Raw genomic sequence first — 24,485 nt, forward strand, 5'->3', positions numbered from 1 at the left:
CGAAATATAACTCACCGGCGGATAACAGCTAAGATATATAAATTAATTATATGAAATGCTGAATTGAAGGGTGGCATTGGCGTCGCCGGCGGTGACTTTATCCGTCGATTTATAGGCCGCAACGAATGGCAGTAAATTATTTCCCTCAGATAATGGGATATCTGCCGTGCTGCTGCCCGGAATTACGGCTTTATTGCCTGGCCTTTCAATGCGCAGCGCCAGGCCGGTGGCGCCGGCGTCATTCAACTTGAACAGCTCGGCGTTGTTGGCATCCGCCGCGCCGTCCAGGGTCACTTTGGCATTCTTCAGGTTCACCGGACAGTCTTTCAGTTCCAGATCGAAGGCACGAGAACCCGATTCATCACCCACTTTTTTAAAATCGGTGGCCGCGACATCGCCCATTTGCACGTTAAGCGTCGGGTTAACCACGCAGGCGTTATTGATAATTTTACCGGTGAAGTTAATCACGCCGTCGGCGGCAAACGCGGAAGATGAGAGCACCGCACAGGCCAGTGCGGAAGCAACCAGATAGTTTTTCATATAAATCCCTTATATAGTTTAAACAACCCATTCATATTTCGACGTTAATACATCGACTCACAGTGGCGCTGGCGCCACTTCTTTTTGTATCGATATTACTGATACGGATACCTTATGCGAGATACGAGATAACCGGCCGTACGAACCACTTCTTGGCATACGTTGCTGATGGGGAGAGGACAAATTAAAACCCGAAAAAGATAATAAGGCATTTAAAAAGATCAATTCAACCATAAACCCAAAATATTACCGAACAAGGCTAATAACATATCCGTTAATGATTTGTTTTTATGTAAAACCAGGGTTCACCCTATGCCGCCCTCACAGAAATAGAGCTAAAAGCCGTTAAATCCATTAAAAATAAATCAGTTAAATCAAACCAGCAATAAAATGCAGTATGAATAAATCATCAATCAACAATAGGAAGCAAAGTGTAAAATAAAGAAAATATGAATGGTTATGGGATTTATAGTTCACGAAAAAAAACAATAATTATAATGCATCCGCTTTTAAATATTTCTCGCATGAATATATATAACTAAAGTAAGTTAATTCTTATCTACAAGCGAGAGAACGTTACCTGTAAACGGATGAGCTAAATTCGGTGGGGTAACACGAAAAAGGCCGGGCGCCGACGAGGCGCCCGGCCTTTCAGGAAGAAATTACTCGTCTTCCAGGTAGGTATAGCCGTACAGGCCGGCTTCGAACTCTTCCAGGAACTGCGCCTGCAGCGCGTCGTCCAGGTCGGTTTCTTTTACCTGGTCGCGGAACTTGGCCAGCAACGCGGTCGGATCCAGCTGCACGTATTCCAGCATGTCGGCCACGGTGTCGCCTTCGTCCGACAGTTCGGTTTCCACGCTGCCGTCCGGGAACACGAACACGTCGACCGACGCGGTGTCGCCGAACAGGTTGTGCATGTTGCCGAGGATTTCCTGGTACGCGCCGACCATGAAGAAGCCCAGCGCCGGCGGGTTCTCCGGATCGTACGGCGGCATCGGCATGGTGGTGGCGACGCCGTCGCCGTCGATGTAATGATCGATGGTGCCGTCGGAGTCGCAGGTGATGTCGAGCAGCACCGCACGCCCTTCAGGCGGTTGATCCAGCCCTTCCAGCGGCAATACCGGGAACAGCTGATCGATGCCCCAGGCGTCCGGCATGGATTGGAACAGCGAGAAGTTGACGTAGAACTTGTCCGCCATGCGTTCCTGTAGCTCGTCGATGATCGGACGGTGCGCGCGGTTGCTCGGATCGAGCTGCTGCTGGATCTTGTTGCAGATGTTCAGATACAGCTGCTCGGCCCAGGCGCGCTTGGTCAGGTCCAGCATGCCGTGCGCGTACTGGGTGTGCACGTCGTGCAGGTCCATCTGGCTGTCGTGCAGCCATTCGCGCAGCGAGCGGCGGTTTTCCGGCTCGTTCATCTCCAGCCAGGTTTCCCACATGCTTTCCAGCGCGCGCGGCGCGTCTTCCGCCGGCGGCAGCGGTTCGCTGAATTCGTTGCGTTCAACGCCGATCACGTTGGACACCAGCACCGTGTGGTGCGCGGTCACCGCGCGGCCGGATTCGGTGATCACCGTCGGGTGCGGCAGGCCGTGCTCGTTACAGGCGTCGCCGATGCCCCAAATCACGTTGTTGGCGTATTCGTTCAGGCCGTAGTTCACCGAGCAGTCGGACTGCGAACGGGTGCCTTCATAGTCAACGCCCAAACCGCCGCCCACGTCGAAGCACTGGATGTTAACGCCCAGCTTGTGCAGTTCGACGTAGAAACGCGCCGATTCCCGCACGCCGGTGGCGATGTCGCGAATGTTGGCCAACTGGGAACCCAGGTGGAAGTGCAGCAGCTGCAGGCTGTCGAGGCGGCCCGCTTCGCGCAGGGTCTCCACCAGCTTCAGCACCTGTATCGCGGCCAGGCCGAACTTGGACTTCTCGCCGCCGCTCGACTGCCACTTACCGGAGCCCTGCGACGCCAGGCGCGCACGCACGCCCAGGCGCGGCACCACGTTCAGCCGCTCGGCCTCTTCCAGCACCATGTTGATCTCGGACATCTTTTCGATCACCAGGTACACCTTGTGCCCCAGCTTCTCGCCGATCAGCGCCAGGCGGATATATTCACGGTCTTTATAGCCGTTGCAGACGATCACCGAGCGGGTCATGCCGGCATGCGCCAGCACCGCCATCAGCTCGGCCTTGGAGCCGGCTTCCAGCCCCAGCGGTTCGCCGGAGTTCACCAGCGATTCGATCACCCGGCGATGCTGGTTAACCTTGATCGGGTAAACCAGGAAATAGCCGCCTTCATAGCCGAAGGATTCGCGCGCGCGCTTGAAAGCGGCGTTAATCGAACGCAGGCGGTGCTGCAGGATCTGCGGGAAACAGAACAGCGCAGGCAGACGCTGGCCGTCTTTCTGGCGCTCTTTGACCAGTTCTGCCAGATCGACGCGCGCCTGCGGGACGTCCGGATCCGGGCACACGCTGATGTGGCCCAGCTCGTTGACGTCATAATAATTGTTGCCCCAGTAGGCGACGTTATAGGTGCGCAGCATCTTGCTGGCATTACGATCATTCATGGCAACCTCCTGCATGGAGCGCAAAGATATAGATTCGCCCGCAGCTGACGGACGGTGAATCAACAGATCATCAGACATTACTCGCCTCACATCGCGTACTGACGACACAGTCAGCCACTATCGCAGCTACAACCCGCGAGAACAACCCAGCAAACCGCCCTTGCGGCAGCGAATAAGACTGCCGTTCGCGGTCAGCGAGCGGTTTATGCCCAAAAGAATTATTGTAAGACACCCTGTTCAAACCTCGTGAATCGGGTCAAGAAACATCCCACAGGAAGGCTGCAGGCTACCCTTGTTCAGTTCTTCAGGCGACCGTTAGCCGGCCCGAGGATCCTGAGTAGCGCCCAGGTGTTTATCGCACCGGGAAAGTGGTGTAGAGACAAGACGGGAAATAGCAGAAGAATCTGCGCCAGAACGGCACTGCTGTTGAGAACCAACAACCGGTAGACAACGGATCATTAATCCAACCACCTCCACGCGCGCCGTCCAGAGAGTGAACGACCAAGCCTCATAGCCATTTGGCTAAATGTAATGTAAGAACGTGACCGTTCGATGAAGCGGCGGATGATAGCGCATCGGCGACAGATCCCCGGAAGTTTGCTCCCCCCGGCCCGGCGCTGTGCAGCAAATGAGCCGCGCGCGCAGTTTATACCGGTAACCCAGGTAAAAAGCAAAATGAAAATTCGCCGGAAACTGTTTCAAGCGATGAAAATGGCGCCGGCGCAGGTGCGCAAAAGAGCGGAAGCGCAAAAAATTACTGGCAATCCGGCTAAAGCCTGACCTAAAATAGACGTCCAGATGTTAATCCATCTATACTGGTTAACTGATAAAACTGCTTAACGGCTTTGCCTGAGGGGCGTTGCAGGATGCATCTCGCGCCATCAGCGGAAGACCCTTCGCTTCGATGCCGGATCTCCAGCGCTGTGCAGTAATTTCTAACCCGTCTTATGCAAGGTAAAGAATACAATGGCTAAACACCTATTCACGTCCGAATCCGTCTCCGAAGGACATCCTGACAAAATCGCCGATCAGATTTCCGATGCCGTGCTCGACGCCATCCTGGAGCAAGATCCTAAAGCGCGCGTCGCCTGCGAAACCTACGTGAAAACCGGCATGGTATTGGTCGGCGGTGAAATCACCACCAGCGCCTGGGTCGATATCGAAGAGATCACCCGTAAAACCGTGCGCGAAATCGGCTACGTTCATTCGGATATGGGTTTTGACGCCAACTCCTGTGCGGTGCTGAGCGCCATCGGCAAGCAGTCTCCGGACATCAACCAGGGCGTCGACCGTACCGATCCGCTGGAACAGGGTGCGGGCGACCAGGGCCTGATGTTTGGCTATGCCACCAACGAAACCGACGTGCTGATGCCGGCGCCGGTGACCTACGCGCACCGTCTGGTGCAGCGTCAGTCCGAAGTGCGCAAAAACGGCACCCTGCCGTGGCTGCGTCCGGACGCCAAGAGCCAGGTCACCTTCCAGTATGACGACGGCAAAATCGTCGGCATCGACGCCGTGGTGCTGTCTACCCAACATTCCGAAGACATCGCGCTGAAAGATCTGCAAGAAGCGGTGATGGAAGAGATCATCAAGCCGGTGCTGCCGGCGGAATGGCTGAGCGCCAGCACCAAATACCACATCAACCCGACCGGCCGCTTCGTTATCGGCGGCCCGATGGGCGACTGTGGCCTGACCGGCCGCAAGATCATCGTCGACACCTACGGCGGTATGGCCCGCCACGGCGGCGGCGCGTTCTCCGGCAAGGATCCGTCCAAGGTTGACCGTTCCGCCGCTTACGCCGCGCGCTACGTGGCGAAAAACATCGTCGCCGCCGGCCTGGCCGACCGCTGCGAGATCCAGGTTTCTTACGCCATCGGCGTGGCGGAACCGACCTCCATCATGGTGGAAACCTTCGGCACCGAGAAAGTCCCTACCGAACAGCTGACGCTGCTGGTGCGCGAGTTCTTCGACCTGCGCCCATACGGCCTGATCCAGATGATGGATCTGCTGCAGCCGATCTACCGCGAAACCGCCGCCTACGGCCACTTCGGCCGCGAGCACTTCCCTTGGGAAGCGACCGACAAGGCAGCGCTGCTGCGCGAGGCCGCCGGCCTGAAATAAGCCTGCGCATCGACATGAAAACGGCGAGCCCAGGGCTCGCCGTTTTTGTTGGGTGGGTGCTAGTGGATCAACGCGCCGACAATCAGCGGGCGGAGGCAAAGCCCCCGCCGCCGGGTTGCCTTACCGTTCGGATTCGTAAGCCAGAATAGCCGCAACCTCCGTGTTGCCCGATCGGATGCGCAGCTCGCAAAGCTGGCTGCGTGTTATCCATGCCAATGATATAACCGTGGCACAAATAACGATCAGTTTTAATACGCTCCGTTTGTCAGGCATCATGCCTTCTTCTCCTTGCCTCGCGGCGGGTAAGAGGCTAACTTAACGTTGTCAGGCGTTAGAGTGGGCCTCGGGTTGATGTACATCGACTCGGGGCTTTTCTCTTTCTGTCCCTGGCATATGCTCAGGACGAAAGATCCAGAGCACCCGCGCGCAGTATATTCATCTCCCCGCACATCCCCGTTCCCCTTTTCGCACTCAATGCCGTTTCTGCGTACTGATGCGCAACGCCTTGCAACGGCCTGAAAGCAGAAAAGACCAGGGCCCAGCCATGCTGAGCCCCGGATGGCGAACCTGGCGCCCGATTACGACGTCTGCTTGCGCAGCAGGTAAACGAAGTACGGCGCGCCGATAAAGGTCGCCAGCAGCCCGGCGGGGATCTGATACGGGAACATCACCATCCGCCCGCACCAGTCGGCGAACACCATCAGCAGGCCGCCCAGCAGCGCCGAGATCAGCATCTGCGGCAGCGCGCGGCGGAACCCCAGCATGCGCGCCATATGCGGCGCCATCAGGCCGATAAAGCTCAGCGGCCCCACGGTCAGCGTCGCCATGGCGGTCAGGGTGGCGGCCAGCAGCAAAATGGTCAGCCGCACCGGCGTCAGCGCAATGCCCACCGAACGGGCGGTAGCGCCGCCAAGCGGCAGAATGGTCAGCCAGCGGCGGCACAGCGGCGCCAACGCCATCAGCCCGGCGGCGATCAGCGCGGTGCGCACCGCCTGAGCGGCATCCACCGAGTAGGTCGAACCGGAGATCCAGGTCAGCAGGCCGCCCATGCGCGGGTCGCCGCTGGCCAGCAGCAGGAAAATGGTGGTGGTGAAGGCGGTGCTGAGCGCGATGCCCGCCAGCAGCATCCGCTCGGTGGAGAACCCGCCGCGCCCGGCGGCGATCATGATCACCAACAGCGTGCCGGCCGCCCCGAGGCTGCCCGCCGGCAGCAGCCAGGCGAACGCATCGCCCGGCACGACAAACAGCATCACCACTACGCCGAAGGCCGCGCCTGAGCTGATGCCCAGCACTTCCGGGCTGGACATCGGGTTGCCGGTCAGCTTTTGGATCAGCGTCCCGGCCACCGCCAGCATCATGCCCGCCGCCAACGCCGACAGCACCCGCGGCCAACGCCACGGCAACAGAGACTCCAGTTCCGGCCCCAGGCTCCAGTGCCAGCCGTGGGCGTTCTTGCCGAACATCAGCGCCACCGTCAGGCCGGCCAACAGCACCGCCCCGGCCAGCGCCAGCCAGCCCGGCAGATGCCCGCGTTCCGCCGGCACCTTATCGCCCAGGTTCATCGGCGGCGGCGTGGCGGCGCTGCGCAGATGCGGCAGCAGCCACAGCAGCAACGGCGCGCCAAACAGCGCGGTCGCCGCCCCGGTCGGGACCTCGCGCCACACCTGCGTCAGCCAGATCATCACCTGGTCGGTCAGCCACAGCAGCAATGCGCCCAGCAGCGGCGCCAGCAGCATGCGATGCGCCAGCCGGCGCGCGCCCAGCATTTTCGCCATCAGCGGCGCGAACAGCCCGATAAAGCCAATCACCCCCACCGCGTTCACCAGCATGGCGCTGAAGACGATCGCCAGCGCCAACGCGCAAAAGCGCGCCATCGACAACCCCAGCCCGAGGTTGCGCGCCACGCCGTCATCCAGCCCCAGCAACGTCAGCGGGCGCAACAGCAGCGCCGCCAGCGCGCCGGCCACCAGCAACCGCGGCAGGATAAACTGCACGGCGCTCCAGTCCTGTTGGTTCAGCGCGCCGGTGCTCCACAGGAACAGTCCCTGCAGCTGATCGTAATTGAACAGCGCCAGCAGGCTGTTGACCGCACCGCAATACAGCCCCAGCACCAGTCCGGCCAGGATCAGCGTCACCGGCGACATGCGCTTGCCCCAGGCCACGCCGAACACCAACCCGCCCACCACGATGGCGCCGGTCATGGCGGCCAATTGGCGGGTGAACTCTCCCCCCGGCAGCATCCAGAGCGTGGCGATGGTCAGGCCCAGCTGCGCACCGGCGGATACGCCCAGCGTCGCCGGCTCCGCCAGCGGATTGCGCAACACCTGTTGGAACAGCACGCCGACCAGCCCCAGCCCGGCGCCGGCCAGCAAAGACACCGACAGCCGCGGCAGCAGGCTGTAATGGAACAGCATTTGGTTCACGTCGTCGATGCCGGGGGCGCTCAGCGCCTGCCCCCACTGCGCCAGCGGCAGCTGCTGCAGCAGGTTGTAGAGAGTCAGGCCGCCGGCCGCCGCCAACAGCAGCAGGATCAGCGCCAGGGGTAATGCCCGATTGCGCGCGCTCATGAATTACGCTCCTGCGCCTGCTCCAGCACGCGACAGAATCGCATCGCCGACAGCGTGGCGCCGTAGAACCATACCGCCGGCACCTGCCGCAGCTGGTTTTGCCGCACGAAAGGCAGTGCCCGCCACAGCGGCGTCGCGCTGACCTTGTCCAGCATCGCCTGGTTGCCGTGATCGAGATAAATCGCCCGCGCATGGCTCACCGACATCAGGCGTTCAATCCCCACGACCGCAGTGCCCCAAAAGTTGGTTTCCCCTTCCCAGGCGTTCTTGATGCCCAACCGGTCCATCACCTCCTGGAACAGGCTTTTCTGGCCGATAACCAGCGCATGGCGGCTATCGATCAGCGAAAACATCAGCAGTGGCTGGCGGGTATAAGCCTGCAGCCGCCGACGCGCGTCCTGAATAAAACGGTCGAACTGCGCCAGGTGCTGCACCGCGCGGGTTTCCAGCCCCAACCGCTGTGCCAGCGCCTGCAGCGACTGCCTGGCGACCGTCAGCGGCTTGCCGCTGCCGTCGTTGAAACCGAAGCTCATGGTCGGGGCGATCGGCTGCAGCTTTTGCGGCGTCGGGCCATAGCCCTGCGACAGCAGCACCAGAGAAGGTTTCAACTGTTGCAGCAGCTCCAGATTGGGTTCGGTGCGTTGGCCAACGTCGACAACCGACGCAGGCAGCTTCGGCTCCTCCACCCACAGGTTGTAGTTGTGGATATCGGCCACCGCCAGCGGCATGACGCCCAGCGCCAGCAGCAGTTCGACAGGCAGCCACTCCAGCGCCGCAATGCGGGCGATATCGGGCGGCGCATCGGCCGCTCTGCCGGGCAGCGAAAACAGCAACGGCGACAGCGCCATCGCCGCCAGCAGTCGGCGGCGCAGCGGATCGGGCGAAGAAAGGTTAGAAGCGGACATCAGTAGACAAAGCTCACCGGCGCGCCGCCGCTCGGATGCGGCAACGTACCCATAGGAATACCGTAAATTTGTTCCAGCACCGGCCCCTGCATCAGCTCCAGCGGGGCCCCCTGGGCAATCATTTCACCGCCGCGCAGCGCCACCAGATGGTCGCAGTAGCGCGCGGCCATGTTGATGTCGTGCAACACCGCGATCACCGTCAGGCCGCGCTCACGGCTCAGGCGCTGGATCAGCGCCAGCACCTCGACCTGATGCGCGATGTCCAGCGCAGAGGTCGGCTCATCCAGCAGCAGGCAGCGGCTGTCCTGCGCCACCATCATCGCCAGCCAGGCCCGTTGGCGCTCGCCGCCGGACAGGCTGTCCACCAGCCGGTTGGCGAACGGCTTCAGGCCCACCAGCGCGATGGCTTCTTCCACCAACTGACGATCATTGGCGCCGAAGCGGCCCAGCGCGCCGTGCCAAGGGTAGCGGCCAACGGCCACCAGCTCGCGCACCGTCATGCCTTCCGCCGCGGGCAACTGCTGCGGCAGATAGGCGACCTGGCGGGCAAAGGCTTTGCCGTCCCACTGCGCCAGCGGTTGCTGATTGAGCAAGGCGCGGCCGGCCGTGGGATTATGATGGCGGCCGAGAATTTTCAGCAGCGTGGATTTACCCGAGCCGTTATGGCCGATCAATCCGCAGACCTTACCCTCGGGAAAGGTCAGCGACAGCGGCTGCAGCAGCACGCGGCCGGGCACGGCGAAGCTGGCGTTATCCAGCGCGAAGGTGGCGTTGCGGTCGAGGTGTTTATCCTGCATAGATCCTACTTTGTCCGGGGCGGCGCGGCGCCGCCCCGGCTAACCGATTAGAAGCGGAAGGTTGCGGTGGCGACCACCTGGCGTTCTGCGCCCCAGTAGCAGCCATAGGTCGCGAAGCAGCTGGAAACGTATTCTTTATCAAACAGGTTGTTCACATTAATGCCGATCGAAGAGCCCGGCAAATTGAAACGGGCCAGATCATATTTCACCACGGCGTCAACGACGGTGTAATCCTTCACTTTGAAGGTGTTGGCTTCGTCACCGTAGGTAGAACCCACATAGCGAACCCCCGAGCCCAGCGTCAAACCGCTGAGCGCGGTCTCGTGGAAGGTGTAATCAGCCCACAGCGAAGCCATATGCTTGGGAATAGCCGCCGGCGTGTTGCCCTGCAGCGTGGTGTCTTTGCTGTATTCGGCGTCGGTGTAGGTATAGGAACCCAGCAGGTTGACGTTCGCCGTCAACGCGGCTTTGGCTTCCAACTCCACCCCGCGAGAGCGGATCTCGCCGCCCTGTACGCTGGCGAAGGGGTGGTCCGGATCGGGATCGGCCACCTTGTTGTTGGTTTTGGTCAACTGATAGAGCGCCATACTCGCGGTAATGGGGCGATCCTTCGGCGCATACTTCACGCCGGCCTCGTACTGTTTCCCCTTGGACGCGGCGAAGGTATTCCCCGCGAAGTCGGTACCTGAGGTTGGCTCGAAGGATTCGCTGTAGCTGATATAAGGCGCGATACCGTTTTCGAACAGGTAATTCAACCCCGCGCGACCGGTAAACTCATTGTCCCGCTGCTTGGAAACCGAATCCTGAGCCAGGCGGTTGGTGCTGTTGGTGTCGCTCCAGTCGTAGCGCCCCCCCATAGTCAGCACCCAGTTGTTCCACTCGGCCTGATCCTGTACGTAAAGGCCCGTTTGCTCCTGGCGGTTGACCTGGCTGGCGCCGCCGGTGATGGTATAGCTCTGATTGCCGTACTGCGGTGCGATAACATTCAGGTTGGATGCGCTGCCGTACTGATAAACCACGTCATTGCGCATACGCATGTAATCCACCCCCATCAGCAAGGTGTGGTCAACCTGCCCCGTGCCGAACTTAGCCTGCGCCTGGGTATCTACCGCAAAACTGGACAGGTGCTCTTTGGAGTTCATTACGCCGCGCGTCAATTCCGCCGGATTGGTCGCGCTTATCCCTTGGCCGTAGATAGAACGGTAGTCGACATCCATCTTGGAGTAACGCAGGTTTTGGCGCAGGGTCCAGACGTCGTCAAAACCATGTTCAAAGGCGTAGCCCACCATCTGTTGCTTACGGGAGATGTTGTTATAACCCGGTTCGCCGTCGTTGAAACTGGTCGGCAACTTGCCGTTGATGCCGTTTTGCACCGTGCCTTCTTTCGGCAGCCAACCATAAAACCCTACGCTTGGATCATCCTGGAAACTGCTGAGGAAGGTCAACGAGGTGCGATCGTCCGGCCGCCAGCTGAATGAAGGCGCAATGGCATAGCGCTTGCTTTTTTCACCGACCTGCTGCTGATCTTCGTCACGCGCCAGGCCGACCAAACGATAAGAATAGACGCCCGCGTCATCCAGCCCACCGCCGAAGTCGAACCCGGTCTGGAACAGGTTATCCGTCCCCATTTTGAACTGCACTTCCTTGATATCTTCCGTCGTCGGGCGTTTGCTGACCAAGGCCACTACGCCGCCGGGGTTGCTTTTGCCATACAGCACCGACGAGGGGCCGCGCAGCACTTCAGCGCGCTCGAGGAAGTAAGGGTCAATCTGATAAATCGAATAGTTGTCGTCCTGCAGTTTCAACCCATCCAGATACATGTTGGTGCCGACAGAGCTGAAGCCGCGAATGTTCACCGCGTCATAGGCGGTAGACGCGCCGCGGTTTCCCACCATCACCCCAGGCGTATAGCCCAAAGCCTCTTTGACGGTGGATGACTGCATGATGTCCATCTGTTCACGCGTCACTACCGATACCGACTGCGGCGTTTTTACCAATGGCGTATCGGTTTTGGTGCCGGTGGCGCTCTGTTTCGCAACGTAGGTGCCGACCGGCCCCCAGGCGCTTTCTTGCTGTGATTGGCTGCTGCCCACCACGGTCAGGGTGTCTTCCTTGGCGGCCGGCGCGGCGTCGGCGGAAAATGCCGGCATCGCCAGCGTGCCCAGCGCCGCGGCGATGGTCATCGCCAATGCGCTGACGGGTGAACGGCCCTGCTTGGCCGCGGAAGGTGAAAGACGCTTGGTCGGCATAGTTGGTTTCTCTGATGGATAATTCAATGACGAATGTAAACGATAATAATTATTATAATCGCGGCATTTTATGCAGAAGCTAAATTAAACTGCAAGCCGAATTCACATAGCAAATAGGTTAGGGATTAACCGCTTAGCCTTGTTAACGACGAGGAAATAAAATATTCGAAAAAACAAAAAAGCCCGCAACAAAAGTTACGGGCTTAATAATAAAGAAAAACTTTGCTCGCAAGCCGGTTGCCCGGCGCCTTTACTGGCCGAACATGTCCTTGATCCAGCCGGCGACGCCGTCGCTATCCTTCTGCTCACCCGCAGCCTGTTGCGGCTGCTGTTCCTGCTGTTGCTGAATGGCCGCCTGGCTGGACTGGCACAGCCCCTGCGGATTGTCGGTCCACACCGGAATGGTGCGCCCGCCGCCCCCGCAGGTGAAGTTGCCCGCCGAATCGATGCCCATCTGGTTAATGCCTTCCGGCGGCTGCAGCATCAGCGGCAGCGGCGTCTGGTTTTCCAGATAGCGGCGGTACAGCGTCAGCGCGCCGTTGGCGCCGGTCAGCTTGGCCGGGCCGTTGTTGTCGCGGCCGACCCAGGCGATCGCCACTTCCTTGCCGTCGATGCCGGCAAACCAGCTGTCACGCAGGTCGTTGGTGGTACCGGTTTTCGCCGCCAGGTGGTAGTTCGGGAACTTCACCGACAGCGAACGGGAGGTCCCGCGCGCCACGCCCTGCTGCATGGCATACAGCGTCAGGTAAGCGGCCTGGGCCGGCACCACGCGCTCCGCCTGCGGGAAGCTCTGGTACAGCACCGAGCCGTCCTCGGCGATCACCGAACGCACCGCCGACAGCGGCGCACGGTTGCCGCCGCTGGCGATAGTCTGATACTCCTGCGCCACTTCCATCGGCGTCAGGCCAATGGCCCCCAGCAACATCGAAGGCACCGGATTGATTTCCGCTTTCGGAATGCCCAGGCGCTGCAGCGTGGCGCTGATCTGATCCAGCCCCACCGACAGGCCGAGATTGACCGTCGGCACGTTCAAGGAGTTGGCCAACGCATCCACCAGCATCACCTGGCCGCGGAATCTGCGATCGTAGTTGTTCGGCTGCCAGACCGTGCCGTTCGGCTGCTTCAGCGACAGCGGCGCATCCGCCAGCCAGGTATTGAGCCGGTATTTGTCCGGCTCGGAGAGCGCGGTCAGGTACGTCGGCGGCTTGGCCAATGAACCGACCAGGCGGCGCGCCTGGATGGCGCGGTTAAAGCCGGCGAATTGCGGGTTGGCGCCGCCCACCATGGCGCGCACTTCACCGCTGAACCGGTCGACGATCACCATCGCCGCTTCCAGATCTTTCACGTGGCGCGCGGCGCGCAGCGCCGGAATGCCGTCCTCAACCGCCTTTTCCGCCGCGTCCTGCGACACCGGATCCAGGGTGGTGAAGATTTTCACGCCGGACAGATCGTTGACCTTATCGCCCAGCCGGGTCTGCAGCTCCTGACGCACCATCTGCATAAACGCCGGTTGCGGGGTGATCACCCCGCCTTTCGGCTGCACGCCCAGCGGACGCGCGCTCAGCATGTTATACAGCTCGGCGTCGATTACGCCCTGATTCTGCAGCAGCTTGAGCACCAGATTGCGGCGCTCCAGCGCCAGCTTAGGGTTACGCCACGGGTTGTACAGCGAAGCGCCCTTGACCATGCCGACCAACAGCGCCTGCTGATCGAGGCTCAGTTCGTCCACCGGGCGGCCGAAGTAATACAGGCTGGCCAGCGGGAAACCGCGGATCTGATCGTTGCCGCTCTGGCCGAGGTAAACCTCGTTCAGGTACAGCTCAAGAATGCGGTCCTTGCTGTAGCGGTAATCCACCAGCAGCGCCATATAGGCCTCGTTGGCCTTGCGCCACAGCGAACGCTCGTTGGTCAGGAACAGGTTTTTCACCAGCTGCTGCGTCAGGGTGCTGCCGCCCTGCACCGCGCGGCCGGCGGTCAGGTTGGCCAGCACCGCACGGCCGATGGAGTACGGGCTGATGCCGTCATGCTCGTAGAAATGACGGTCTTCGGTAGCGATCAGCGTATCCACCAGCAGATCCGGGAAACCGGCGCGCGGCACGAACAGCCGCTGTTCGCCGTTCGGCGACTGCAGCATGGTGATCAGGCGCGGATCGAGGCGGAAGAACCCGAAGCTGCGCCGGTTCTCCATGTTCTCGATCTTCGCCAGGCGGTTGTTCTGGAAATCCAGGCGGGCGTGGATCTGCCCTTCCTTGCCGTCGGGGAAATCAAACGGGCGACGCAGCATCTCGATGCTGTTGGCCTGTACGGTAAACTCGCCCGGGCGGGTCATGCGGCTGACCTGGCGGTACTGCATGCCTTCCAGCAGGTCGATCATTTCCTTTTTGCTGTACGGCATGCCCGGTTCCAGGTTGACCATGCGGCCATACACCGCCGCAGGCAGCTGCCAGACCTTGCCGTCGATGCGGCTGCGGATCTGGGAATCCAGGTAAACGCCGTAGATAGCCATCAGCACGGCGATCACCAGGATCAGTTTGATCATCAGGCCGAGCCAACGGCGTTTTTTGCGCGGCGGAGTCGCTTTTACCTTACGCGGCATGCGTTCCTCCTCCTCTTGGTACTCATCATCGTCATATTCGTCTTCTTCGTAATCATCGTAATCGTCGTCTCGGCGACGGCGCGGCGGCTTGCGCGACGCGGTGCGTTTTGGTTGTTTTCCTTTGCGCCCGATGGGCTCGCGGTCATCCCCAGCCATTGCTGTTGTTCTCCGAGCTTGGCGGCACTGCCGGCCATTATTAGTCGCTTAATCTGTCCCGGCGCCAGGCCGCTGAACAGAAGAAACATCTGAATTCGATACGCGTTCACTGATACTTTTTCGTCCGGCGCGTCGGGGCGGTATTGGCCGGGTCATCGGGCCATACGTGCTTCGGATAGCGCCCCTTCATCTCTTTTTGCACCTCGCGGTAAGCGCCCTGCCAGAACGCGGCCAGATCGCCGGTGATCTGCAGCGGCCGATGCGCCGGAGAGAGTAACTCAAGCACCACCGGGATGCGACCCTCCGCCAACATCGGGCTGCGCCGTTCGCCGAACACTTCCTGTAAACGCACCGCCAGCGCCGGCGGTTTGCCGGCCTCGTAGCGGATCGGCAGCCGGCTGCCGGTCGGCACAGTGTAATGAGTGGGTAACGCATTATCCAGCCGCTGCTTTTGTTGCCAATCCAGCAGGCGCGCCAGGGCGTCGGCGATATTGACCTGCTTCAGGCCGCGCAGATCGCGCACGCCGCTCAGCGACGGCAACAGCCAGCGATCCAGCGCATCCAGCAGGGACGGGTCGTCGACCTGCGGCCAGGCGGCCTCCGGCAGCCAGCGCTGCGCGCACTGCAGCCGCACCCGCAGCTGTTCGGCGGCGGTGTCCCAGTTGAGCACCGCCAGCCCCTGGGACCGCACCCAGCCGATCAGCGCCTGCTGCAGGTCCTCATCCGCCGGCTTGGCCAGCGGCTGGGCGCGCAGCGTCAGGCGGCCAATCTGCTGGCGCTGCCAGGCGCGCAGCGTGCCCTTTTCTTCATCCCACTCCACCGCCGTTTGCTGCGACACTATGGCGGGCAACTGCGCCGCCAGCCCTTCAATGTCCACCGGCAGCGCCAGCAGAATACGCGCGTCCGGGCTGTTATGGCCCTGCAACAGGCTGGGGATAATCAGCCAGGGCGCACGCGACAGCGCCTCATCCTGATTCATCGCCGCGCCCAGGCCGTTGGCCAGCAGATAGCGGCCATCCTGCCCGCGCCGCTGGGCGATGCGATCGGTAAACGCCAGCGCCAGCAGGCGCGGCGCCAGATCGGCGTCTATCTGCCCGGGCCGTTGCGCCAGACGCCTGCTCAGTTGGCCGGCGCGGCGCTGCCAGTTCGGTTGCGGGCGAGTCAGCCAATAGCCGATGTCCATCAGCCCGCCGCGCGGCGGCTCTTCCAGCAGCGCGGCCAGCATCGCCGCCGTCGTCAGCCCGTCTGCCCCCAACGCGGCTCCTGCGCTCAGCATCGCCGCCAGACGCGGCTCGCACCCCAGCGCGGCCATCTGCCGGCCCCGGGCGGTCAATTTATCGTGGTCGTCCGTGGCGCCAAGCCGGCGCAGCAGCCCTTTGGCCGCCGCCAGCGCGCTCACCGGCGGCCTGTCGAGCCAGCTCAGCTGGCCCGCATCGTGGCAGCCCCATTGCAGCAGCTCAAGCCAGAAACCGGCGAGATCGCTCTGCAGGATCTCCGGTTCGGCGTGTTCCGCGGCGCGCTCCGCCTGCTCCCTGGCGAACAGATGCCAGCAGATGCCCGGCTCCAGACGCCCGGCGCGGCCGGCGCGCTGCACCATCGAGGCCTGGCTGATGCGCTGCGTCACCAGCCGCGTCAGGCCGTTGCGAACGTCATAGCGCGCCACCCGTTCCAAACCGCTGTCGACCACCAGGCGGATCCCTTCAATCGTCAGGCTGGTTTCGGCGATATTGGTCGCCAGCACCACCTTGCGCCGCCCGGCCGGGGCCGGTTGGATCGCTTTCTGCTGCTGCGCCAGCGGCAAGGCGCCATACAGTGGGCACAGATCGGTATCGCCGGGCACTTCGCCATTCAGGCGCTCCAGCACCCGGTTGATTTCCGCTGCGCCGGGTAAAAACAGCAGCAGCGATCCCGGCTGTTCGCCCAGCAGACGTTTCACCGCCGCCGCTACGCCGTCTTCCAGCCGTTGGTGGCTGGCCAGCGGCTGATACCGGCGTTCGACCGGGAAGCTGCGCCCCTCGGAAATCACCACCGGGGCCTGCGGCAGCCGCTGCGACAGCCGGGCGTTGTCCAGCGTCGCCGACATGATCAACAGCTTCAAATCGTCGCGCAGCCCTTGCTGCACGTCGAGCAGCAGCGCCAGCGCCAGATCGGCCTGCAGGCTGCGTTCGTGGAATTCGTCGAGGATCACCAGCGAAACGCCCTGCAGCTCGGCGTCCTGCTGCAGCATGCGGGTGAGGATGCCTTCGGTCACCACCTCCAGCCGGGTATGCGGGCCGCTTTTGCTTTCGGCGCGCATGCGGTAGCCGACGGTCTGGCCGGGCTCTTCACCCAGCTGTTGCGCCAGCCGGTAAGCGACGTTTTTCGCCGCCAGCCGCCGCGGCTCCAGCATGATGATGCGGCCGGGCAAGCCGGCGTTGGCCAGGATCTGCAACGGCAGCCAGGTGGACTTGCCGGCGCCGGTCGGGGCGTGCAGCAGTACCTGCGGGGCGGACTGCAGCGCAGTGAGCAACTCATCAAGTACCGCGCTGACGGGCAGTGAAGACACAGAACTCTCCGTGGTGGTTAACGTTAAACGGCGTACATTGTAGCATCAGGTTTATACCCGCAACCTTTCAAACTGCCGCGTCGTTAGTTATATTGCGGGTTAATCCATTAGCCCCCGCCCTTCGCGGGGCCGCGGCAAGCCGCGTTCCCGACGGATTTGTCATTCATTTACCGGGTAGCCATGTCCAGTTCGCGTCGCCTGTTTTTCGCTTTGCCCTTGCCTGATGCGTTGCAGCAGCAGGTGATCCGCTGGCGCGCCGACGCCTTTACGCCGGAAGCCGGGCGGCCGGTTGCGGCGGCCAATTTGCACCTGACGCTGGCGTTTCTCGGTGACGTCACCCCGCAGAAAGCGCTGGCGCTGACCCGGCTGGCCGGGCGCATTGTTCAGCCGGGGTTCAGCCTGCGGCTCGACGACCTCGGCCACTGGCCGCGCCCGGGGGTGGTGTGGCTCGGCACCCGCCGCGCGCCGCGCGGGCTGCTGCAACTGGCCGAACTGCTGCGCTCGCAGGCCGCCCGCAGCGGCTGTTATCAGAGCCCGATGCCGTTTCATCCGCACATCACCCTGCTGCGCGCCGCCACCCAGCCGGTGGCGATACCGCCGGCAACGCCGGGCTGGACCTTCAGCGTCGAGGCGTTTTCGCTCTACCAGTCGGTATTTGAAAACGGCCGTACCCGTTACCACCCGCTCGAACAATGGCCTTTGGCCCAGCAGGAAACCCGATGATTTTCACCCCGGCATTGCGATCCGCCACGCTGATAAAACGTTACAAACGCTTTCTGGCGGACGTGGTCACCCCCGAAGGGGAAACCTTCACCCTGCACTGCGCCAATACCGGCGCCATGACCGGCTGCGCGACGCCCGGCGATACCGTCTGGTATTCCACCTCGGATAATCCCAAGCGCAAATACGCCCACAGCTGGGAGCTGACGCATACCCAACGGGGCGACTGGATCTGCGTCAATACCCTGCGCGCCAACGGCCTGGTGCGTGAAGCTATCGAACAGAATCTAATCAATGAATTATCCGGTTACAGTAAAATTGGCGGCGAAGTAAAATACGGCGCTGAAAACAGCCGTATCGATTTGTTATTACAGGCAGAAAACCGGGTTAACTGCTATATTGAGGTTAAGTCAGTCACATTACTGCAACAACAACGTGGTTACTTTCCTGATGCGGTAACGCTCAGAGGACAGAAGCACCTGCGTGAGTTGCTTGGCGTGGTTGAAAGCGGGCAGCGGGCGGTGTTGTTCTTTGCCGTGTTGCACAGCGGTATTGAACAGGTCGCACCGGCACATCATATAGATGCGCGTTATGCGGCACTGTTAGCGCAGGTCCGGCAGTTGGGAGTAGAAGTGGTTTGTTATGGGGCTAAATTATCACCTGACGGTATATCTATCCGCGATAAGTTACCGTTTTTTATCGATTAGCGCGATCGGACACGAACAAATCGACAACCGCTCAGCGCATCGCCAAATACGCCTTCCTTCACACCATTGTCAAGCGGGCGACAGGAATAATTGCCAACCTACCTTCCTTCTGTTATTTATAGCGGCCTGTTTTTCCCCCGCATTGGGGATTCGATAGTGCGTGTGTATGTAGGAGAAGCAACATGCAAGAAGGGCAAAACCGTAAAACCTCGTCCTTGAGCATTCTCGCCATCGCTGGGGTGGAGCCGTACCAAGAGAAGCCGGGCGAAGAGTACATGAACGACGCCCAGCTGTCGCATTTCAAGCGCATTCTTGAAGCGTGGCGCAACCAGCTCAGGGACGAAGTGGACCGTACTGTATCGCATATGCAAGACGAAGCTGCCAACTTCCCGGACCCGGTCGACCGTGCCGCGCAGGAAGAAGAGTTCAGCCTTGAACTGCGTAACCGTGACCGTGAACGCAAACTGATCAAAAAGATCGAGAAAACGCTGAAGAAAGTGGAAGACGAAGATTTCGGCTACTGCGAATCCTGCGGCGTGGAAATTGGCATTCGACGCCTCGAAGCGCGTCCGACCGCCGATTTGTGCATCGACTGCAAGACCCTGGCTGAGATCCGCGAAAAGCAGATGGCCGGCTAATACCGCTACTCTAAATGATTGGAGCTGCATCAGGGCGGCAAGAATGCGCATCCCGATGAGCTTACTTTGGTAAGTGATTCGGGTAAGCAGGCGCAGCCGACGCAGAGGCAGTTTCAAGCATAACGAGTATGTTACCGCTGCGGTGTGCGTTCATACGCACGCCGCACAGAGAAAAGGGAACCCTTCCCCTCTGATATGCAAGATAGTCATTATGTGGGGCGCTTTGCCCCATCGCCTTCCGGAGATCTGCATTTCGGTTCGCTGATTGCCGCTCTGGGAAGCTACCTCCAGGCTCGCGCCCAACGCGGGCAGTGGCTGGTTCGCATTGAAGATATCGATCCCCCGCGCGAAGTCGCCGGCGCCGCCGATCGCATCTTATCCGCACTGGAACGCCATGGTCTCCTCTGGGACGGCCAGGTTATCTATCAATCCCAACGTCACGATGCCTACCGCGCCGCCCTGGATCTGCTGCAACAGCGGGGGCTCAGCTATTATTGCGCCTGTACCCGCAGCCGCATTCAGCACATCGGCGGCCTGTATGACGGCCACTGCCGCGATTTGCATCTCGGGCCGCAGGGCGCCGCCATCCGTTTGCGCCAGTCCGCACCCGTTTATGCGTTTCACGACGGTCTGCAGGGCGAGCTGCGCGCCGATCCGGCGCTGGCCGGCGAAGACTTTATCATTCGCCGCCGCGACGGGCTGTTCGCCTACAATCTGGCGGTGGTGATCGACGATCATTTCCAGGGCGTTACCGAAATCGTTCGCGGCGCCGATTTGATCGAGCCGACGGTGCGCCAGATTGCGCTGTATCATCGGCTGCAGGCGCCCGTGCCGTCTTACGTGCATCTGCCGCTGGCGCTGGGCGCCAACGGCATCAAGCTGTCGAAGCAAAACCATGCGCCCGCGCTGCCCGGCGGCGATCCGCGCCCGGCGTTGGTCGCCGCGCTGAAATTTCTGCGCCAACCGCTGCCGGAAAGCTGGCAAGATCTTGACCTGCCGTTATTATTGAGCTGGGCGATCGCGCACTGGCGGCTGGAAAACGTGCCGCGCCAGGAGACGATTCCCCTGGATGAAAACACGTCGGCATTCTCAAAGGAGCCATGGTGAGCTATGATTAGCCGCTATTTTTTGTTAGCTCCATTTTTATCAGTCACTATCGAGGTGTACCATTTTTACCCGAGTAGCCAATTTCTGCCGTAAGGTACTAATCCGCGATGACAAGCTGCCCCGCGATGAAGCGCCGGTCAGCGATAAAAACGTAGTCCGCGAAGAAAGCGTGGCTGCCGAAACGCGCACCGCGACGCCGCAACGTTCCGCCGACAACGGCAGAGACGCCCCTGCCCGCCGTCCTGCGCCGCGTAAACGCCCGCCGTTTCCCGCCGCTGAAGGAAATGGCCCGATGACCGTCATCCCGCGCGAACAGCATTCGATCTCCCGCAAAGACATCAGCGAAAACGCGCTGAAGGTGCTCTACCGCCTGAACAAGTCCGGCTACGAAGCCTATCTGGTTGGCGGCGGCGTGCGTGATCTGCTGCTGGGCAAGAAACCGAAAGATTTCGACATCACCACCAACGCCACGCCGGAGCAGGTGCGCAAGCTGTTCCGCAACTGCCGCCTGGTCGGCCGCCGCTTCCGTCTGGCGCACGTGATGTTCGGGCCGGAAATCATCGAGGTCGCCACCTTCCGCGGCCACCACGAGCAAAGCCCGGAATCCGACAAGAATTCATCGCAGCAAGCGCAAAACGGCATGCTGCTGCGCGACAACATCTTCGGCTCGATCGAAGAAGACGCCCAGCGCCGCGATTTCACCATCAACAGCCTGTATTACGGCGTGGCGGACTTCACGCTGCGGGATTACGTCGACGGCCTGCGCGATCTGAAGCAGGGCGTGATCCGCCTGATCGGCGATCCGGAAACCCGCTACCGCGAAGATCCGGTGCGCATGCTGCGCGCGGTGCGCTTCGCCGCCAAGCTGGACATGACCATCAGCGACGAAACCGCCGAGCCGATCCCGCGCCTGGCCTCGCTGCTGCACGAGATCCCGCCGGCGCGCCTGTTCGAAGAGTCCCTCAAGCTGCTGCAGGCGGGCTACGGTTATCCGACCTACCTGAAGCTGTGCGAATACCAGCTGTTCCAGCCGCTGTTCCCGCTGATTTCGCGCAACTTCACGCCAAATCACGATACGCCGATGGAGCGCATTCTGGTGCAGGTGTTGAAGAATACCGATCACCGCCTGCAGAACGACATGCGCGTCAATCCGGCGTTCCTGTTCGCCGCCATGCTGTGGTATCCGCTGCTGGAACACGCGCAGAAGCTGGCGCAGGAAAGCGGCCTGGCCTACTACGACGCCTTTGCGCTGGCGATGAACGATGTGCTGGACGAACAGTGCCGTTCACTGGCCATTCCAAAACGCATCACCACGCTGGTGCGCGATATCTGGCAGCTGCAGCTGCGCCTGTCGCGCCGCCAGGGCAAGCGCGCGCACAAGCTGATGGAACATCCGAAATTCCGCGCCGCCTATGACTTGCTGGCGCTGCGCGCCGAGGTGGAAGACAATCCGGAAATGCTGCGCCTGACCGAATGGTGGGGTGAGTTCCAGGAAGCGACGCCGGCGCGTCAGAAGGCCATGCTGAGCACCCTGGGCGATGACCCGGCGCCGCGTCGCGCGCGCCAACGCCGTCCTCGCCGCCGGGCGCCGCGCAAAGAAGGGGCATGATGATCCGCGTTTATATCGCGCTGGGCAGCAACCTGGCGCAGCCGCTGCAACAGGTTAACGCCGCGCTGGAGGCGCTGGAGCATCTCCCGCGCACCCGGCTGATCGTCTGTTCGTCGTTTTACCGCACCAAACCGCTGGGGCCGCAAAACCAGCCGGATTTCCTCAATGCGGTGGTGGCGCTGGATACCCTGTTGCCGCCCGAACAGCTGCTCGATCACACCCAGGCGATAGAACGCAATCAGGGCCGCGTGCGCAAGGACGAACGCTGGGGGCCGCGCACTCTCGATCTGGACATCATGCTGTACGGCGATCGGGTGATCCACAGCGATCGCCTGACGGTGCCGCATTACGGCCTGAAAGAGCGCGAATTCATGCTCTACCCGCTGGCTGAAATCGCCCCCGACCTGCGCTTCCCGGACGGCGAATCGCTGGCCAGCTGTCTGAAGCGCGTGCCGGAAAACGGCATGACGCCGTGGCATCAGCCAAAATCCTGAGCGGCCCAGTCGCCCCTACAGCATCACCCGCGCAATAAATCCCCCTTCAGGACGATTGGCGAAGTTGACGCGCAGAGCGTGCAGCCCGGCGATGCGCTGAACAATCGATAATCCCAGACCGCTGCCGGTTTGTTCCTGGCCCGGCGGCCGATAAAAACGCTCCCCCAGCCGCGCCAAATGCTCCGCCGTGACCCCCGGCCCATCATCCTCGACCGTCAGCGACCTTTCGCCAAGCGTGACCCTGACCGTGCCGCCCGCAGCGGCGTAACGCACCGCGTTGTCCACCAGGTTGCGCACCAGCAACGACAGCAGCAGCGGCTGCCCCTGGCGCGGCCTGGGCGCGCCCTGCTGCTCATAGCGCAACGTCACGCCCGCCGCGTGGGCCTGCCGGTCCAGGTCGGCCAGCGTCATCGGCACCAGCCTATTCCAGTCTACCGGTTCCAGCGCGTCCAGATCCGACAGCGAATCCAGCCGCGACAGCGTCAGCAGTTGATCCACCAAGCGCGTCGCGCGATCGATGCCGAGCGTCAGGTTATCCAGCGCATGTTCGCGCATCTGCGCATCGTCGCCGGCCAGCTGCACCACCTCGGTTTGCACCCGCAGCGCCGCCAAAGGGCTGCGCAGCTCATGGGCGGCATCGGAGGTAAAGCGCCGCTCGCGCACCAGCAGCGCGTTGATGCGGCTGAACAGCGCGTTGAGCGCATCCACCAGCGGCCGCACTTCGGCGGGCACCTGCCGCGCATCCAGCGGCGTGGCGTCGTCCGGCGCGCGCTTGCGCAACCCCGCCGCCACCGCGCGCAGCGGCCGCAGCTCGCGGCCGACCATCAAGGCAATCAGCAGCATCAGCACCGGCAGCGTCACCAGCCAGGGCACCAGCTGGCCCGTCACCATCCCCAGCGCCATATCGCGCCGGTAATCCCACTCCTGCCCGACCACGATGCGGTAGCGGCCGTCAGGGCTGGTCAGCCACAGCAGCCGCCAGCTGTCGTCATCGCCTTTGCGCTCGCCGTCGGCAAACCCTTCGCGCGCGCCGTCGAAACGAAAGTCGGCGCCGTTCTCGCCGTCGTTCAGCAACATTCTGCCGGCGCGGTCGAAGATGGCGAAGGCCAACGCGTCGTCGTCCTGCTCGCCGCGCTTGCCGTGGTGCACCAACCTTTTGGTTTTCGGCAGGCTGCGCGCGTTCTCGTCGGCCAGCAGGTCGCCGAGATTGGCAGTCGCCAGCCGCTTGGCGAACAGCATCTGTTGCGTATCGAACACTTCATTGACGTTGTCGCGCGTCATCATCCACGCCACCAGGCTGGCGGAACACCAGGTCAGCAACGCCAGCAGGCTGAAGATCAGGATCAGGCGCAGACGCAGGCTGAGACGCTTCACGGCGCGTCCCCCAGCGTATACCCCACGCCGTGAATGGTGCGGATGAAGCCGTTGCCCAGTTTGCGCCGCAGGTGATGAATATGCACCTCCACCGCGTTGCTGCTCACCTCGTCGTCCCAGTTGTACAGCTTTTCCTGGATCAGCGGCCGCGCCAGCACCCGGCCTTTGTTATGCAGGAACAGCTCCAGAACCGCCAGCTCCCGCGGCGTGAGCGTCACCGGTTCGCCGTTGCGGCTCACGCTGCGGGTGGCGGCGTCAAACACCACGCCGCCGTGCACCAGCTGCGGCTGCAGTTGGCCGTGGCGACGGCGGATCAGCGCCTGCAGGCGCGCCGCGACCTCCGCCAGCGCGAACGGCTTGCACAGGTAGTCGTCGGCGCCGCTTTGCAGGCCGCTGACCCGCTGCTCCAGCGCGTCGCGGGCGGTGAGGATCAGCACCGGCACGTCGTGCCCGGCCTGCCGCCACTGGCGCAGCAGGTCCAGACCGTCGAGGCCCGGCAGGCTGAGATCGAGGATCACCGCATCATAAGGCGCGCTTTCCAGCGCGTTTTTGCCGACCAGCCCATCGGTAAACCAATCGAGATTGAAGCCCAGCTTGGTCAGCCCGGCCTTGATGCCGTCGCCAATTAATTTGTCATCTTCTATCAGCAGAATTCGCATGTGCGTCCTTTTTTAGCCATTGCCGTCTATTACAGCATAAGGTTCTTAAGAACCTCTTAAGCATGATGATCTGCGCTACCCACCCCGATAGGGTTACAGTAGAATGACAGCACTTTTTTGCAGCCAGAGCCCTGCGCGCG

18 protein-coding genes are annotated in these 24,485 nt (G+C 61.6%); 7 read left to right on the forward strand and 11 right to left on the reverse strand.

What is annotated here, in order from left to right:
• Positions 1 to 42: 42 nt before the first annotated feature.
• Both CKW09_RS20445 and speA read right to left on the reverse strand, forming a co-directional pair.
• Positions 43 to 540, reverse strand: coding sequence for a fimbrial protein (locus CKW09_RS20445; protein ID WP_061798657.1), 498 nt, complete (start codon positions 538 to 540; stop codon positions 43 to 45).
• 662 nt (positions 541 to 1,202) lie between these two features.
• Positions 1,203 to 3,179: a biosynthetic arginine decarboxylase gene (gene speA / locus CKW09_RS20450; RefSeq protein ID WP_061798655.1), complete on the reverse strand. Its 1,977-nt coding sequence runs from the start codon at positions 3,177 to 3,179 to the stop codon at positions 1,203 to 1,205.
• A gap of 888 nt (positions 3,180 to 4,067) precedes the next feature.
• On the opposite strand from speA, the gene metK reads away from it, so the two are divergent.
• On the forward strand, positions 4,068 to 5,222 hold the full coding sequence (gene metK, locus CKW09_RS20455; protein WP_061798653.1) for a methionine adenosyltransferase: 1,155 nt from the start codon (positions 4,068 to 4,070) through the stop codon (positions 5,220 to 5,222).
• 120 nt (positions 5,223 to 5,342) lie between these two features.
• On the opposite strand, the gene CKW09_RS20460 is transcribed toward metK, so the two are convergent.
• From CKW09_RS20460 to hrpB, 7 genes are all read right to left on the reverse strand, one after another.
• A complete protein-coding gene (locus CKW09_RS20460) occupies positions 5,343 to 5,495 on the reverse strand; it encodes a Hok/Gef family protein (protein WP_073970326.1) in 153 nt (50 codons plus the stop codon).
• A 305-nt stretch (positions 5,496 to 5,800) separates the two neighbouring features.
• Complete coding sequence (gene fhuB / locus CKW09_RS20465) at positions 5,801 to 7,789, reverse strand: Fe(3+)-hydroxamate ABC transporter permease FhuB (protein WP_095099166.1); 1,989 nt, start codon at positions 7,787 to 7,789, stop codon at positions 5,801 to 5,803.
• Positions 7,786 to 8,694 (reverse strand): Fe(3+)-hydroxamate ABC transporter substrate-binding protein FhuD, encoded by a 909-nt coding sequence (gene fhuD / locus CKW09_RS20470; protein ID WP_095099169.1) that lies wholly within the window; start codon positions 8,692 to 8,694, stop codon positions 7,786 to 7,788. The genes fhuB and fhuD overlap by 4 nt, the downstream gene beginning before the upstream one ends.
• On the reverse strand, positions 8,694 to 9,491 hold the full coding sequence (gene fhuC, locus CKW09_RS20475; protein ID WP_061798647.1) for a Fe3+-hydroxamate ABC transporter ATP-binding protein FhuC: 798 nt from the start codon (positions 9,489 to 9,491) through the stop codon (positions 8,694 to 8,696). Before fhuC ends, fhuD begins: the two co-directional genes overlap by 1 nt.
• 47 nt (positions 9,492 to 9,538) lie before the next feature.
• Entirely contained in the window at positions 9,539 to 11,740 is a 2,202-nt protein-coding gene (fhuA, locus tag CKW09_RS20480) for a ferrichrome porin FhuA (protein WP_061798646.1), read from the reverse strand.
• A gap of 250 nt (positions 11,741 to 11,990) precedes the next feature.
• A complete protein-coding gene (gene mrcB / locus CKW09_RS20485; RefSeq protein WP_095099171.1) occupies positions 11,991 to 14,492 on the reverse strand; it encodes a bifunctional glycosyl transferase/transpeptidase in 2,502 nt (833 codons plus the stop codon).
• 106 nt (positions 14,493 to 14,598) lie between these two features.
• The gene (gene hrpB, locus CKW09_RS20490; protein ID WP_174524367.1) at positions 14,599 to 17,037 is read right to left on the reverse strand and encodes an ATP-dependent helicase HrpB; all 2,439 of its coding nucleotides are present in this window, start codon (positions 17,035 to 17,037) and stop codon (positions 14,599 to 14,601) included.
• Between the two features lie 180 nt (positions 17,038 to 17,217).
• Here hrpB and thpR point away from each other — a divergent pair, with 180 nt between their 5' ends.
• From thpR to folK, 6 genes are all read left to right on the forward strand, one after another.
• Positions 17,218 to 17,760: an RNA 2',3'-cyclic phosphodiesterase gene (thpR, locus tag CKW09_RS20495; protein ID WP_061798642.1), complete on the forward strand. Its 543-nt coding sequence runs from the start codon at positions 17,218 to 17,220 to the stop codon at positions 17,758 to 17,760.
• Positions 17,757 to 18,464, forward strand: coding sequence for a DNA/RNA nuclease SfsA (sfsA, locus tag CKW09_RS20500; RefSeq protein ID WP_061798641.1), 708 nt, complete (start codon positions 17,757 to 17,759; stop codon positions 18,462 to 18,464). The genes thpR and sfsA overlap by 4 nt, the downstream gene beginning before the upstream one ends.
• Before the next feature lie 182 nt (positions 18,465 to 18,646).
• Positions 18,647 to 19,102 (forward strand): RNA polymerase-binding protein DksA, encoded by a 456-nt coding sequence (gene dksA / locus CKW09_RS20510; protein WP_061798640.1) that lies wholly within the window; start codon positions 18,647 to 18,649, stop codon positions 19,100 to 19,102.
• Between the two features lie 195 nt (positions 19,103 to 19,297).
• Entirely contained in the window at positions 19,298 to 20,209 is a 912-nt protein-coding gene (gene gluQRS / locus CKW09_RS20515) for a tRNA glutamyl-Q(34) synthetase GluQRS (protein ID WP_061798638.1), read from the forward strand.
• A 169-nt stretch (positions 20,210 to 20,378) separates the two neighbouring features.
• The gene (gene pcnB / locus CKW09_RS20520; protein ID WP_370671123.1) at positions 20,379 to 21,818 is read left to right on the forward strand and encodes a polynucleotide adenylyltransferase PcnB; all 1,440 of its coding nucleotides are present in this window, start codon (positions 20,379 to 20,381) and stop codon (positions 21,816 to 21,818) included.
• Positions 21,818 to 22,312 (forward strand): 2-amino-4-hydroxy-6-hydroxymethyldihydropteridine diphosphokinase, encoded by a 495-nt coding sequence (gene folK / locus CKW09_RS20525; RefSeq protein ID WP_061798633.1) that lies wholly within the window; start codon positions 21,818 to 21,820, stop codon positions 22,310 to 22,312. The genes pcnB and folK overlap by 1 nt, the downstream gene beginning before the upstream one ends.
• Before the next feature lie 15 nt (positions 22,313 to 22,327).
• Here the strand turns inward: folK and qseC are convergent, their stop codons facing one another.
• Together qseC and qseB are read right to left on the reverse strand one after the other, a co-directional pair.
• Complete coding sequence (gene qseC / locus CKW09_RS20530) at positions 22,328 to 23,686, reverse strand: quorum sensing histidine kinase QseC (protein ID WP_061798631.1); 1,359 nt, start codon at positions 23,684 to 23,686, stop codon at positions 22,328 to 22,330.
• Positions 23,683 to 24,345, reverse strand: a complete 663-nt coding sequence (gene qseB, locus CKW09_RS20535) for a quorum sensing response regulator transcription factor QseB (protein ID WP_061798629.1) — start codon at positions 24,343 to 24,345, stop codon at positions 23,683 to 23,685. The genes qseC and qseB overlap by 4 nt, the downstream gene beginning before the upstream one ends.
• Between the last annotated feature and the right edge of the window lie 140 nt (positions 24,346 to 24,485).

Source organism: Serratia ficaria, from assembly GCF_900187015.1.
Taxonomy (GTDB): Bacteria; Pseudomonadota; Gammaproteobacteria; order Enterobacterales; family Enterobacteriaceae; genus Serratia; species Serratia ficaria.

What these genes read in the sequence shown, in the direction of transcription:
- CKW09_RS20445 (WP_061798657.1), bottom strand. Translation starts at nt 540, where the DNA reads ATGAAAAACTATCTGGTTGCTTCCGCACTGGCCTGTGCGGTGCTCTCA.
- speA (WP_061798655.1), bottom strand. Translation starts at nt 3,179, where the DNA reads ATGTCTGATGATCTGTTGATTCACCGTCCGTCAGCTGCGGGCGAATCT.
- metK (WP_061798653.1), top strand. Translation starts at nt 4,068, where the DNA reads ATGGCTAAACACCTATTCACGTCCGAATCCGTCTCCGAAGGACATCCT.
- CKW09_RS20460 (WP_073970326.1), bottom strand. Translation starts at nt 5,495, where the DNA reads ATGCCTGACAAACGGAGCGTATTAAAACTGATCGTTATTTGTGCCACG.
- fhuB (WP_095099166.1), bottom strand. Translation starts at nt 7,789, where the DNA reads ATGAGCGCGCGCAATCGGGCATTACCCCTGGCGCTGATCCTGCTGCTG.
- fhuD (WP_095099169.1), bottom strand. Translation starts at nt 8,694, where the DNA reads ATGTCCGCTTCTAACCTTTCTTCGCCCGATCCGCTGCGCCGCCGACTG.
- fhuC (WP_061798647.1), bottom strand. Translation starts at nt 9,491, where the DNA reads ATGCAGGATAAACACCTCGACCGCAACGCCACCTTCGCGCTGGATAAC.
- fhuA (WP_061798646.1), bottom strand. Translation starts at nt 11,740, where the DNA reads ATGCCGACCAAGCGTCTTTCACCTTCCGCGGCCAAGCAGGGCCGTTCA.
- mrcB (WP_095099171.1), bottom strand. Translation starts at nt 14,492, where the DNA reads ATGGCTGGGGATGACCGCGAGCCCATCGGGCGCAAAGGAAAACAACCA.
- thpR (WP_061798642.1), top strand. Translation starts at nt 17,218, where the DNA reads ATGTCCAGTTCGCGTCGCCTGTTTTTCGCTTTGCCCTTGCCTGATGCG.
- sfsA (WP_061798641.1), top strand. Translation starts at nt 17,757, where the DNA reads ATGATTTTCACCCCGGCATTGCGATCCGCCACGCTGATAAAACGTTAC.
- dksA (WP_061798640.1), top strand. Translation starts at nt 18,647, where the DNA reads ATGCAAGAAGGGCAAAACCGTAAAACCTCGTCCTTGAGCATTCTCGCC.
- gluQRS (WP_061798638.1), top strand. Translation starts at nt 19,298, where the DNA reads ATGCAAGATAGTCATTATGTGGGGCGCTTTGCCCCATCGCCTTCCGGA.
- folK (WP_061798633.1), top strand. Translation starts at nt 21,818, where the DNA reads ATGATCCGCGTTTATATCGCGCTGGGCAGCAACCTGGCGCAGCCGCTG.
- qseB (WP_061798629.1), bottom strand. Translation starts at nt 24,345, where the DNA reads ATGCGAATTCTGCTGATAGAAGATGACAAATTAATTGGCGACGGCATC.